The organism is Croceivirga lutea, assembly GCF_014235875.1.
In the GTDB taxonomy this organism is placed as follows: domain Bacteria; phylum Bacteroidota; class Bacteroidia; order Flavobacteriales; family Flavobacteriaceae; genus Croceivirga; species Croceivirga lutea.
Genome location: NZ_JACJUK010000011.1, coordinates 1 through 13,783 on the forward strand (window position 1 = coordinate 1; position 13,783 = coordinate 13,783).

The following is a 13,783-nucleotide window of genomic DNA, read 5'->3' on the forward strand; positions in this document are numbered from 1 at the left end:
GATCAAACTCTCCATCGTATAATCTTTAATATTCTACGACTCTAGTCCATCCAAAACCCAAAGAAATCTTTCGAATTACTTGTTGTTTATTCTACGCTGTCGTTTCAATATGTCTAATGAACTTTGTTTTTTTTACAACTTTTAACTCCATTTTCATTACCCTAAAGTAACTCCTCTTTCGCCTCAGTTAACACCCTGCTCTCTAGCAAAGCGGGTGCAAATATAAAACCGTTTTTTTCTTCTCACCAAATGTTTTTCAAAAAAAATTTTAAAAAAAATACAATAATCTGAAAAGCAATGTTTTAAGAATTAAAAAAGATATCACCCCTTTAAAATCTTTTAATTTACACGATAATTTATTCTAATTACTTATTCATGTTATTGCTGAGTTCTATTGTTACATCTCTTCAAGATATTATCTTTGCCCTTGTCTTAAAAGATATCAGATGATTAATATAACACTGCCAGATGGGGCGGTTAAACAAATGGAAAGCAACTCCACTCCTTTTGATGTGGCGTTAGAAATTAGCCAAGGCTTAGCAAGAAATGTTATATCTGCCAATTTCAATGGCACAACGGTAGAAGTATCTACTCCATTAAAAGAGGATGGTACATTAACCTTATATACGTGGGAGAATGACGAAGGTAAAAAAGCTTTTTGGCACTCATCATCACATGTTGTGGCTCAGGCTTTACAAGAATTATATCCTGGTATCAAATTAACTATTGGCCCAGCAATAGAGAACGGCTTTTATTATGATGTAGATTTTGGAGAGCATACTATTTCAGAAAAAGATTTTTCCACTGTAGAAAAAAGGGCACTTGAAATTGCTAGAGGTAAACACAATTTTAAAATGCGTGAAGTTTCAAAAGCTGACGCACTGAATTTTTATAACAGTCAAAACAATGAATACAAGGTTGAATTAATTGAAAATCTTAACGACGGCGAAATCACTTTTTGTGACCATAGCACTTTTACTGATCTTTGTCGTGGTGGCCATATTCCAAATACTGGCCTTATTAAAGCAATCAAGATATTAAATGTAGCTGGAGCTTACTGGAGAGGAGATGAAAATAACACACAATTGACTAGAGTATATGGCATTTCATTTCCAAAGCAAAAACAATTAACTGAATATCTTGAGTTATTAGAAGAAGCGAAAAAACGTGATCACCGAAAGTTAGGCAAAGAACTAGAGCTATTTACTTTCTCACAAAAAGTTGGACAAGGATTACCGCTATGGTTGCCAAAGGGAGCAGCACTGAGAGAACGTCTAGAAAATTTTCTTAAAAGCGCTCAAAAAAAAGCCGGGTATGAAATGGTGGTTACACCCCATATTGGCCAAAAAGAACTTTATGTAACATCTGGACATTATGCCAAATATGGAGAAGATAGTTTTCAACCTATTCATACTCCGAAAGAAGATGAGGAGTTTTTGCTTAAACCAATGAATTGTCCTCACCATTGCGAAATCTACAAGAACAGTAGATGGAGTTACAAAGACTTACCCAAACGATATGCAGAGTTTGGTACGGTTTATAGATATGAACAAAGCGGAGAACTGCATGGTTTAACAAGAGTTCGGGGCTTTACACAAGACGACGCACACATTTTTTGTACCAATGATCAATTAAATGATGAATTCAAAAAAGTAATCGACTTAACTCTTTATGTTTTGGGATCATTAGGTTTTGACAATTTTACCGCACAAGTTTCAGTTAGGGATTTAGAAAAACCAGAAAAATACATTGGCGAAGTAGAAAACTGGGAGAAAGCAGAACAAGCAATCATAGAAGCTGCAGAAGAAAAAGGTTTAGATTTTGTCATAGAATCTGGCGAGGCTGCTTTTTATGGTCCAAAGTTGGATTTTATGATTAAAGACGCTTTAGGTCGAAATTGGCAATTAGGAACAATACAGGTTGATTACAATTTACCAGAACGTTTTGACCTAACATATAAAGGCAGTGATAATGAGCTGCATAGACCAGTAATGATTCACAGAGCACCGTTTGGAAGTTTAGAAAGATTTGTGGCATTATTATTGGAGCACACAGGAGGTAATTTCCCATTATGGTTAATTCCTACGCAAGCAATGTTACTTCCTGTGAGTGAGAAGTATGAAAAATATGCAGAAAAAGTTTTGAATTCGCTTGAAAATCACGAAATTCGCGCGCTCATTGATAATAGGAACGAGACTGTAGGGAAGAAAATTCGAGAGACAGAGCTAAAAAAAATACCTTTTATGCTCGTTGTAGGTGAGAATGAAGAAGAAAATGGTACCATTGCAGTAAGAAGACACGGAGGTGAAGATTTAGGTAATATCTCAATAAAAGATTTTGCCAATTTGATTTCGAACGAAATTAATAGTACCTTAAAGTCGTTCTAATAAAATTAAGTTTAACAAAATTATTAAGTCATAGCAATTAGAAGAAGATCTAGGCCACAGCCAAGAAGGGAAAACAAAAATCCCCACAAAATCAATGAAAAAATAACCGTACCAGAGGTAAGATTGGTAGGTGATAATATTGAAATGGGTGTTTACCCTGTTAGAAAAGCATTAGCAATTGCCAAAGAACAAGAATTAGATTTGGTTGAAATTAGCCCAAACGCTAAACCACCGGTTTGTAAGATTATTGATTACAAAAAATTCTTGTACGAGCAAAAGAAAAGAGAAAAGGCGTTAAAAGCCAAAGCTACGAAAGTAGTAGTTAAAGAAATTCGATTTGGTCCTCAAACAGATGACCATGATTATGAATTCAAAAAGCGTCACGCTGAGAAATTTTTAAAGGATGGTGCCAAATTAAAGGCATATGTATTTTTTAAAGGTCGATCAATAGTGTATAAAGACCAAGGTGAAATTTTACTTTTACGTTTGGCACAAGAATTAGAAGATTTAGGTAAAGTTGAACAAATGCCTAAGTTAGAGGGTAAACGTATGACAATGATGATTGCCCCTAAAACAAATAAGAAATAAGCGGAGTTACTAGGATAAAAAAGAGAGAAAATGCCTAAGATGAAAACAAAGTCCAGTGCTAAAAAGCGTTTTAAGCTTACAGGCTCAGGCAAAATTAAAAGAAAGCATGCTTTTAAGAGTCATATATTGACTAAGAAATCTAAAAAGCGTAAGCTAAGGTTAACGCACTCAACATTAGTACATGAGGCTGACGTTAATAGTATTAAAGAACAATTACGTTTAAAGTAAGACTTCTTTAGGTTTAATAATTGTTTAACCATGGAGTTAGGCTCACAAAAGTTCCTACAAATTAAATAAGGGCGCCTACTACAAAAAAATTAAATTAAAATGCCAAGATCAGTAAACTCAGTAGCTTCAAGAGCCAGAAGAAAAAAGGTGATGAAGCAAGCAAAAGGTTACTTCGGACGAAGAAAAAATGTTTGGACAGTAGCCAAAAACGCGGTAGAAAAAGCAATGCAATACGCTTACCGTGATAGAAGAAACAAGAAGAGAACTTTTAGAGCTCTTTGGATTACACGTATTAATGCAGGTGCAAGAATGCACGGCCTCTCTTACTCACAATTTATGGGTAAGGTAAAAGCTAACAACATCGACCTAAATCGTAAAGTTTTAGCCGATTTAGCAATGAATCATCCAGATGCATTTAAAGCTATAGTTGAAAAAGTAAAATAAATTCACATAAACTTTAACCCCGCTTAAAAAAATCCTGTCGAAATCGGCAGGATTTTTTTATGTACCAAAAGCAGTAATTACAACATTTCTACCAGAAGCATAATCTCTGTGTTCACACAAATAAATTCCTTGCCATATTCCCAAATTCAAATTTCCATTAGAAATAGGCACTTGAACTGTTGTTCCCAGTAAAGCTGATTTTATATGAGCTGGCATATCATCTGAACCCTCATAATTGTGTTTGTAATACGATTGATTTTCTGGTACCATGACATTAAAATGAGATTCAAAATCTACTCTTACCGTTGGGTCAGCATTTTCATTTATAGTTAAACTGGCTGAAGTGTGTTTTATAAAAACCTGTAAAATACCTACTGTAATTGATTCTATTTCTTGAAGATTAGCTATTATAACATTTGTAATTAAATGAAAACCCCGCTTGTACGGTTTTAAAGTAATTTCGGTTTGATAAAATTTCATGGGTTGAAGTTAATACAATCTTTACACCAAGGCAGGCTTCTTGGTATTACCTTTGTTCTTTATATAATTATATGGATTTATCTAGAGTTAAAATGGTAGTGTCTGATATGGATGGCACACTATTAAATTCAAATCATGAAGTAAGCAACCAATTCTTTGAGCTTTTTACAAGCCTTCAAAATCAGGGAATTCATTTTGTAGCCGCAAGTGGTAGACAATATCATAGTATGTTAGACAAGCTTTCTAGCATAAAAAACCAAATAACTTTTATTGCTGAAAATGGTGCCCTTATAAAACGAAATGATGAAGTTCTATTAACTACACCTATAGCTAGAAATGCTATAAGCGGTATACTAGATGCTGTACATCCCGTTTCTAACGCGCATCCGGTTTTATGTAGTGAAAACAATGCATATGTTGACGGAGCTTCTGATGATTTTCTTAAGTTGTTAAAGGAGTACTATTCAAGTTTTGAAATTGTTACTAACCAAAAAGAAGTAGATACTGAAGTATTAAAGGTTGCTATTTATCATTTTGAAGATTCAGAAAAATACATTTATCCTAAAGTTGAACACTTTGAAGGCGACTTAAAAGTAAAAGTATCGGGTTCAAACTGGGTTGATGTTTCTCATAAAAATGCCAATAAAGGTTATGCTTTAGAAAAAGTAATGAAAGAATACAATGTATCAACTGATGAACTTCTTGTATTTGGAGATTATAATAATGATATTGAGATGTTAGCACTGGCAAAGTACAGTTTTGCCATGGAAAATGCACATCCAAATGTAAAACGAGTTGCTCAATTTCAAACTACGAATAATAACGATTATGGAGTTGAACGAATTTTAGAAAAATTGATAAAATAAAAAAGGCGGTCAAAAGACCGCCTTCTATTTTTAATAAGTCTGACCATTTAGTTTAAGTCAAATCTATCTAAATTCATCACTTTAGTCCACGCAGCAACAAAGTCATTTACAAACTTTTCCTCTGCATCATTACAACCATAAACTTCAGCAATAGCTCTTAATTCCGAATTTGAACCAAATATTAAATCTGCTCTTGTTGCAGTCCACTTAACATTTCCAGATTTTCTATCCTTTCCTTCAAATACTTCTTCTTGCTCATCAATGGTATTCCAAACTGTGTTATAATCCAATAAATTCACGAAGAAATCATTACTTAATACACCAGGTTTAGAAGTTAAAACTCCATGTTTAGAATCGTCATAATTAGCGCCTAACGCTCTCATTCCCCCAATTAAAGCAGTCATTTCTGGTGCAGTAAGTGTTAGTAATTGAGCTTTATCTACTAACAACTCTTCTGTTCTTGCAGAATATTTTTGTTTTAAAAAGTTACGAAAACCATCTGCAACGGGTTCTAGAGCTTCAAAACCTTCAGCATCAGTTTGTTCAGCTGAGGCATCCATTCTACCTGGAGTGAATGGTACATTCACGTTAAAACCACCATCTTTTGCTGCTTTTTCAACAGCAGCTGTTCCAGCTAATACAATTAAATCAGCAATTGAAACTTGCTTATCACCAGATTGATTGCTATTAAATTCGTCTTGAATTCTTGTAAGCGTATCTATAACTTTTTGAAGACGTTTAGGGTTGTTAGCCTCCCAAGTATTTTGTGGAGCTAAACGAATTCTACCACCATTGGCACCACCACGTAAATCAGAACCTCTAAAAGAAGATGCTGCACCCCACGCCGTAGTTACTAATTCTTGAGTACTTAAGCCTGAAGCAAGTATATTCTTCTTTAATTCTTCAACATCAGCATCATTAATTAATTCGTGATTCACAGCAGGTATTGGGTCTTGCCACAATAAATCTTCTGCTGGTACTTCTGGACCTAAATATCTAGCTTTTGGTCCCATATCTCTGTGAGTTAATTTAAACCATGCTTTAGCATATGCTTCTGCGAATTCGTCTGGATTCTCTAAGAATTGTCTTGATATTTTTTCATAAGCTGGGTCCATGCGTAACGATAAATCTGTTACCAACATAAATGGAGCGTGCTTTTTTTCTGGGTTATGAGCATCTGGTACGGTTTCGGCACCTGCACCATCTTTTGGTTTATATTGCCAAGCACCTCCTGGACCTTTATGCAACTCCCATTCGTAATTAAATAGGTTTTCCAGATACTTATGACTCCATTTTGTGGGTGTATCTGTCCATGCACCTTCAATTCCACTTGTTATTGTATATTCTCCAACGCCTGAACCAAGATTGTTTTTCCAACCCATACCCATCATTTCAATTGGAGCACCATTTGGTTCTGGTTCTAAATGGTCAGCATCAACCCCAGCACCATGAGTTTTACCAAAAGTGTGACCTCCTGCAATTAATGCAACTGTTTCGTAATCGTTCATTGCCATTCTACCAAAGGTTTCTCTGATATATTTTGCGGCATCTACGGGGTCAGGATTAGCGTTGTGACCTTCTGGATTCACATAAATAAGACCCATATGTGCGGCACCAAAAGTTCTTTCCATTTCACCATCTTCGTTGTAACGTTCTTTGTTACCTAACCATTCCTTCTCGTTACCCCAGTTGATATCTAATTCTGATTGATAAATATCTTTTCTACCACCAGCAAAACCATACATTTTAAGGCCCATACTTTCATGAGCAACGTTTCCTGCCAATATTAATAGGTCTGCCCAAGACAGTTTTTTACCATATTTCTGCTTAATTGGCCATAGTAGAAGTCTTGCTTTATCTAGATTAGCATTATCTGGCCAACTGTTTAATGGAGCAAACCTTTGTGCACCAGTACCACCACCACCTCTACCATCAGAGATACGATAAGTTCCTGCTGCATGCCATGCCATTCTAATAAAAAATGGTCCATAATGACCATAATCTGCTGGCCACCAGTCTTGACTATCTGTCATTAAATCAGTTAAGTCTTTTTTAACAGCAGCTAAATCTAATTTTTTAAACTCTTCAGCATAATCATATTCTTCACCCATAGGGTCAACCATATTAGAATGCTGTCTTAGAATGCTCAAATTAAGAGAGTTTGGCCACCAATCTTCATTAGATGTACCACCACCAGCTGCTTGTGAGAGTTCTCCATTTAAAAATGGACATTTTGCAGATGAATCATTGACATCCCAGGCTTCACCGCCATGAGGATTACCGTTTTGTTTATTTTCCATTGAATTCTATAGATTACTTATTTATACTTCTAAAATTATGACTATCCCCTTTAAAGTTAAGGAGAAACTAATCTATTTGAGTTATTACAATATTGGTTTTGACTATAAGACAAGTATTTTAGTATCACTATTACTTATATACAAGATTAGCCCGCAAAATTATATTTACGAAGTATAGTGAGTTTTGATGGCACATTAAACTGCAAAAAAATGATAATTACGTTTTTTGTTTTTTCTTTTTTGCGGCTGGAAAAAGAACGTTATTTAAAATTAAACGATAACCAGGTGAAGTTGGATGTAGCTCCAACTCGGTTTTAGGGTCTCCCACTCTATGTTGATAATCTTCTGGATCATGACCTCCATAAAACGTAAAGAAACCTTTACCTTGAATACCGTGGATATATCTGGCCTCTCCATTTAATTTACTTTCACCTAAAACCATTACAGTAGGTTTTACTTCCTTAGAAGTAAAGGATGTTGTTTGCCCCATAAAACCTTTTACTAAGGTTGTATGATTTTGGGTAAGCATTGTGGGTACAGGGTCCCATTTAGCAGAAAATTCCATCAGAGAAAAATAATCAGACTCTTTCGGAATTTTACGTTTAGCCGTCATATCAATACTTGAGAATTCATATTTTAAAGGATTACGTTCCAAAGTAAAATTTGAAAAAGCAAAAGTTCTATTGAAATCAAGTTTGGCTTGGTAATTAGGTTCTGAAGGGTCACCATCAAACATTGGCTCGCAAATATCTAAACCGTTTGCTGCTAGAGCAATATCAAAACTATCTGTAGCTGAACACATGGCAAACATAAATCCACCACCAATTACATACCTTCTAATCTTTTCTGCTACTGCTCCTTTTTGTACAGATACCTTAGTGTAACCTAATTTATTGGCACGTTCTTCTGCCAATCTTTTACCTTCTATATACCACGGAGCAGCTCTATAAGCACCATAGAATTTACCATATTGCCCGGTAAAATCTTCATGATGTAGATGCAACCAATCATATAAAGCTAGTTTATCATCGAGCACTTCTTCATCATAAATAGTTACATACGGAATTTCAGCATAAGTCAGCACCATGGTCACGGCATCATCCCAAGGTTGGCTATCTTTTGGAGAGTAAACGGCAATTTTTGGAGCTTTCTCTAATATTACCGCCTCTTGATTTTTAGAAGGACTACTAATTTCATCTAAAATAGATGCAGCTTCAGCATCTGATAATACCTCAAAAGACACTCCTCTAATTTGACATTCTTTTCTAATAGGGTCACCATCTGGTAATAAAAAAGAGCCACCTCTGTAATTGAGTAGCCACTGAACTTTTTGTTGCTTTGTAAGTACCCAATAGGTAATACCATAAGCTTTTAAATGGTTTTTTTGATTTTCAGCATCCATAGGTATGAGAATCACCGACGCTGAAGCTATCCATGAAAAAAACAAAAAAGCTACGCTTAAAAAAGCCTTATTAAAAAGGAACGTCGTCGTCTGGGTTTGTTGAGTCATGATTAATTGAACTACCAAAAGCTTCTTCAGCTGAGGGTAAATCTTTTGGAGCGAAAGGATTTTCATCATCATTCATCTTAGATTGAAACTCAAAAGGAGAATCAAACTCTTCTAAATTATCGAATTTACCTAAAGCACCAATGAACTTTAACCTAATGTTTTCAAGTCCACCATTACGATGCTTTGCAACAATGAATTCTGCTTGGCCTTGAGTAGGGGTACGTTCTTCATCATCCCACTCATCAATTTTGTAATATTCAGGTCTATAAATAAACGATACAATATCTGCATCTTGCTCAATTGCACCAGATTCACGAAGGTCAGATAAAATTGGTCTTTTACTTCCACCTCTGGTTTCTACAGCTCTAGAAAGCTGAGATAGGGCAATTACTGGCACATTTAATTCTTTTGCAAGTGCTTTTAGGTTACGAGAAATCGTAGATATTTCTTGCTCTCTATTTCCTCCTTTTTGACTACCACCCGCTGTCATTAACTGCAAGTAGTCAATTACAATCATTCGAATACCATGCTGAGAGGCTAACCTTCTTGCCTTAGCTCTTAAATCAAAAATTGACAACGAGGGTGTATCATCAATAAACAACGGTGCTTTTTCTAATGATTTTACTTTTACATTTAATTGTTCCCACTCATGTTTCTCTAGCTTGCCCGTACGTAACTTTTCTGATGACAACCCTGTTTCTGAAGAAATTAACCGTGTAATTAACTGTACGGATGACATTTCTAGCGAAAAGAAAGCGACAGGTATATTAGAATTCACAGCAATATTGCGGGCCATTGACAGTGTTAGGGCCGTTTTACCCATACCAGGTCTTGCTGCTACAATAATTAAATCACTAGGTTGCCAGCCAGAAGTCAACTTATCTAGCTTATCAAATCCAGATGGTATACCACTTAACCCTTCTTTGTTTGAAATTTCTTCAATTTTTTTCTTGGCTTGAATAACTAAATTCTGTGCGGTTTCTGCAGAACGTTTTAAATTACCTTGGGTTACCTCATATAATTTTGATTCAGCATTGTCTAATAAATCAAAAACATCTGTTGATTCATTATAAGCATCTTCAATTATCTCATTTGAGATTTTAATTAAACTACGTTGAATAAATTTTTGAAGAATAATACGTGCATGAAATTCAATATGGGCAGATGAAGCAACTTTTTGAGTGAGTTTAATTAGGTAAAAGTCACCACCAGAGGCTTCTAGCTTACCATCTTTCTTTAATTGCGAAGAAACGGTTAATAAGTCAATTGGTTCAGAAGATTCAAACAGTTTAAAGATGGCTTCATAAATATATTTATGTGCATCCTTATAGAAGACATCCTCATGAAGAATATCAATAACCTCATCAACACCCTTTTTGTCAATCATCATAGCTCCAAGCACAACTTCCTCTAAATCAACAGCTTGTGGTGGTATTTTTCCTTTTTCAAACGGGATTATCTTAGACGAGTCTATGCGTCGACCTATTATCTGGGGTGTGTTCTCCATAAGTACGAAAGTATGTAATTAACTTTCAGTTAACCTTAAATTTTAATTACGAATGTTAACCAGTAATAAACAAATGTAATGTTGATAACTACAAATTTGTTGTTAATAACTAGAAATTAACGCAAAACAAAAAATGTTAAAGAAATTTTAAAACGAAAAAACAAGGGTTAACCGTTATACACCCCCATATTACTATATTTTTCCATTCGAGTTTTCACCAATTCCTTTGGTGATAACTTTTTTAATTCTTCAAAATGGGAAGTTATTTTGTTTTTTACGGTTGTAAATGTTTTCTCACGGTCTGTGTGGGCACCACCTAAAGGCTCTTTTACAATTTCGTCTATAAGCTTTTGCCTTTTCATATCGCTTGCCGTTAATTTCAATGCTTCTGCAGCCTGTTCTTTGTATTCCCAACTTCTCCAAAGTATAGAAGAGCAAGATTCAGGAGAAATTACAGAATACCATGTATTCTCAAGCATAAGTACTTTATCGCCTACACCAATACCTAAAGCGCCACCTGAAGCACCTTCACCTATAATTATTACAATAATTGGTACTTTTAAGCGAGACATTTCTAAGATATTACGGGCAATGGCTTCACCTTGTCCACGTTCTTCTGCTTCAATACCGGGGTAAGCACCCGGAGTATCTACAAATGTTACTACAGGTACACCAAACTTTTCAGCAGATTTCATTAATCGCAATGCTTTTCTATACCCTTCTGGGTTAGCCATACCAAAGTTTCTATATTGACGCGTTTTGGTATTGTACCCCTTTTGTTGACCAATGAACATAAAACTTTGGTCGCCTATTTTACCTAGACCACCTATCATTGCTTTGTCGTCTTTTACCGTACGGTCACCATGCAATTCTAAAAAAGTATCTCCACAAAGTGCAGTAATATAATCCATGGTATATGGTCGGTTAGGGTGTCTAGATAGTTGTACCCTTTGCCATGCCGATAGGTTCTTATAGATGTCTTTTTTGGTTTCTTCTAGTTTCTTTTCTATTTGTTGGCAGGTTTCGGTAACATCAACATCACTTTCCTCTCCGATAATTCTACATTTATCAAGTTGTTGTTCCAATTCCTTAATAGGAAGCTCAAATTCTAGATATTCCATAATTATGTAAGCGTCTCTTGAGTTAATTTAGCACGCAAAGATACAATTTATAATGGGTAAGAATAAAGTAGTTTTAAAACTTATCGCTTAGCTTTTTGCAGAAGAATGTATGCCAAAAGACCAAATATTAGGTTAGGGATTATTACTGCTAAAAGCGGCGAAAACCCAGACTGTTCAGCTAGTGTACCAAAAATACGGTCAAAAAATATGTAGATAAAGGCAACTCCAATACCAAAAGCCAAATTAACCCCCATACCGCCTCTACGTTTTACAGAAGAAACTGCAACAGCAATGATAGTTAAGATAAATGCTGCAATAGGCAGGGCCCATCTTTTATACTTCACCAAGATGTAGGTATTAATGTTTGCAGCACCTTTTCGTTTTTGGTCGGATATAAAATCATTTAACTCAAACAAATTTTTGGTATCCGCCACATATGAAACTGGGGCTAAATCATCTATTTGAAAATCAAAAATAGTATCTAACCTTCTTTTGGTTTGCACGTACTCAATACCATCTTTTAAGGTACGTTTGCTATAAGTTGTTAATCTATAAATACTGTCTTGTGGTAACCATCTTATGTTGGCAGCATTAATTTTATATTCTAGTTGTTGATTTTCATCAAAATGTTCATAGGTAAAATCGTAACCAATTTGCCTGTTAGGTTCAAAGCTACTCACATAAATAAAATCAGTTTCATTTAACTGATTAAAAATGTTCTTTGTTTGCCGGTCTGCCCTACCCTTTTTAAAATATTTGTATTCAAACTCATTAAAGCCAATACTTGCGTGAGGTACAATAAACATACCCATCATAAAAATTAAGATGGCAACAATAGTAGCGCCAATCATATAAGGTCTTAAAAACCGCCAATAAGAGACTCCAGAACTTAAAATGGCAACAATCTCTGTATTACTCGCCATTCTAGAAGTAAAGTATATAATAGATAAGAATAGCATTATCGGCAATAACAGGTTACCAATAACTAAACTAAAGTTGCCATAAAATACTATAACTTCGGCTAGAGGGGCTTCGTTATCTATAATCTTACCTATTTTTTCAGCAAGAGAAACCATTATTCCTATCGGAATAAATAATAACAAAATTCCCCCAAATGTAAAGAGGTATCTTTTTAAAATGTATTTATCAAGTACACCAAGCTTCATAAACGCCTACCCATCTTATTAACCATTTTATTTTTCCAAGAGGCAAAATCTCCAGCTAAAATACGTTCTCTAGCGGTGCGTACCAACCAAAGGTAAAAGCCAAGGTTATGTATTGTTGCAATTTGTTTTCCTAAATATTCATTTGCCGCGAATAAATGTCTTAGATATGCTTTAGAATATTCGGTGTCTACAAAAGTTACTCCCAATTCATCAATAGGTGAAAAATCATTCTCCCATTTTTTGTTTTTAATATTGATGGTACCTTCAGAGGTAAATAACATACCATTACGGGCATTTCTTGTTGGCATAACACAGTCAAACATATCTACACCTAAGGCTATATTTTCTAGAATATTTATTGGGGTACCCACACCCATTAAATATCTTGGTTTATCTTCCGGAAGAATATCACAAACAATTTCTGCCATCTCGTACATTTCTTCTGCTGGCTCCCCAACCGATAATCCTCCTATGGCATTACCTTCTGCACCTACTGAAGCAATATATTCTGCGGATTGCCTACGTAAATCTTTGTAAGTAGAACCTTGAACAATTGGAAAAAAACTTTGTGAGTAATCATATTTAAATGGCAGTTTTTCTAAATGATTTATACATCTATCTAGCCATCTATGTGTCATATGCATTGATTTTTTTGCATATTGATAATCACATGGGTAGGGCGTACACTCATCAAATGCCATAATAATGTCTGCTCCAATAACGCGTTGAATTTCCATCACATTTTCTGGGGTAAAAAAATGTTTAGAACCGTCTATGTGCGATTTAAAATGAACACCTTCTTCTTGTATTTTTCGATTACCCGATAAGGAATACACCTGGTAGCCGCCACTATCAGTCAAAATATTTCTATCCCAACCCATAAACTTGTGCAATCCACCAGCCTGTTCTAAAATTTCAATACCAGGACGCAAGTATAAATGATAGGTGTTCCCAAGAATAATATCAGGGTTTATATCATTTTTTAGCTCTCTTTGGTGTACTCCTTTTACTGAGGCCACTGTACCAACGGGCATAAAAATTGGGGTTTCAATTTCGCCATGGTCAGTTATAAGTTTACCTGCTCTGGCTTTAGACCCTTTATCTTTTTGAAGTAAATTAAATTCCAATCTTCTAAATTGAAGCGCAAATATAGCCAACTGGTTTTGGTGAATACCTTAACAAAAAA

12 protein-coding genes are annotated in these 13,783 nt (G+C 35.1%); 5 read left to right on the plus strand and 7 right to left on the minus strand.

Annotated features, from left to right (window positions below; all coding sequences use genetic code 11):
* Positions 1-446 precede the first annotated feature (446 nt).
* The 4 genes from thrS to rplT all read left to right on the plus strand — a co-directional run bounded on the left by thrS (position 447) and on the right by rplT (position 3,647).
* The gene (gene thrS / locus H5V42_RS14495; RefSeq protein WP_185783900.1) at positions 447-2,387 is read left to right on the plus strand and encodes a threonine--tRNA ligase; all 1,941 of its coding nucleotides are present in this window, start codon (positions 447-449) and stop codon (positions 2,385-2,387) included.
* A gap of 36 nt (positions 2,388-2,423) precedes the next feature.
* Positions 2,424-2,975, plus strand: coding sequence for a translation initiation factor IF-3 (infC, locus tag H5V42_RS14500; protein WP_185783981.1), 552 nt, complete (start codon positions 2,424-2,426; stop codon positions 2,973-2,975).
* Positions 2,976-3,005: 30 nt separating this feature from the next.
* Positions 3,006-3,203: a 50S ribosomal protein L35 gene (gene rpmI, locus H5V42_RS14505; protein WP_185783901.1), complete on the plus strand. Its 198-nt coding sequence runs from the start codon at positions 3,006-3,008 to the stop codon at positions 3,201-3,203.
* 99 nt (positions 3,204-3,302) lie between these two features.
* Positions 3,303-3,647, plus strand: coding sequence for a 50S ribosomal protein L20 (gene rplT, locus H5V42_RS14510; RefSeq protein ID WP_185783902.1), 345 nt, complete (start codon positions 3,303-3,305; stop codon positions 3,645-3,647).
* Between the two features lie 57 nt (positions 3,648-3,704).
* Here the strand turns inward: rplT and H5V42_RS14515 are convergent, their stop codons facing one another.
* Positions 3,705-4,127: a secondary thiamine-phosphate synthase enzyme YjbQ gene (locus H5V42_RS14515; RefSeq protein ID WP_185783903.1), complete on the minus strand. Its 423-nt coding sequence runs from the start codon at positions 4,125-4,127 to the stop codon at positions 3,705-3,707.
* A gap of 71 nt (positions 4,128-4,198) precedes the next feature.
* Here H5V42_RS14515 and H5V42_RS14520 point away from each other — a divergent pair, with 71 nt between their 5' ends.
* Entirely contained in the window at positions 4,199-4,993 is a 795-nt protein-coding gene (locus H5V42_RS14520; RefSeq protein WP_185783904.1) for an HAD family hydrolase, read from the plus strand.
* 47 nt (positions 4,994-5,040) lie between these two features.
* Here the strand turns inward: H5V42_RS14520 and katG are convergent, their stop codons facing one another.
* From katG to tgt, 6 genes are all read right to left on the minus strand, one after another.
* Complete coding sequence (gene katG / locus H5V42_RS14525; protein ID WP_185783905.1) at positions 5,041-7,293, minus strand: catalase/peroxidase HPI; 2,253 nt, start codon at positions 7,291-7,293, stop codon at positions 5,041-5,043.
* A gap of 217 nt (positions 7,294-7,510) precedes the next feature.
* Positions 7,511-8,803 (minus strand): asparagine synthetase B, encoded by a 1,293-nt coding sequence (locus tag H5V42_RS14530; RefSeq protein ID WP_194336984.1) that lies wholly within the window; start codon positions 8,801-8,803, stop codon positions 7,511-7,513.
* The gene (gene dnaB, locus H5V42_RS14535; RefSeq protein WP_185783906.1) at positions 8,766-10,310 is read right to left on the minus strand and encodes a replicative DNA helicase; all 1,545 of its coding nucleotides are present in this window, start codon (positions 10,308-10,310) and stop codon (positions 8,766-8,768) included. The genes H5V42_RS14530 and dnaB overlap by 38 nt, the downstream gene beginning before the upstream one ends.
* 167 nt (positions 10,311-10,477) lie before the next feature.
* Complete coding sequence (locus H5V42_RS14540) at positions 10,478-11,431, minus strand: acetyl-CoA carboxylase carboxyltransferase subunit alpha (protein WP_185783907.1); 954 nt, start codon at positions 11,429-11,431, stop codon at positions 10,478-10,480.
* Between the two features lie 80 nt (positions 11,432-11,511).
* The gene (locus H5V42_RS14545) at positions 11,512-12,597 is read right to left on the minus strand and encodes an LptF/LptG family permease (RefSeq protein ID WP_185783908.1); all 1,086 of its coding nucleotides are present in this window, start codon (positions 12,595-12,597) and stop codon (positions 11,512-11,514) included.
* Positions 12,594-13,724, minus strand: coding sequence for a tRNA guanosine(34) transglycosylase Tgt (tgt, locus tag H5V42_RS14550; RefSeq protein ID WP_185783909.1), 1,131 nt, complete (start codon positions 13,722-13,724; stop codon positions 12,594-12,596). The genes H5V42_RS14545 and tgt overlap by 4 nt, the downstream gene beginning before the upstream one ends.
* Positions 13,725-13,783 lie beyond the last annotated feature (59 nt).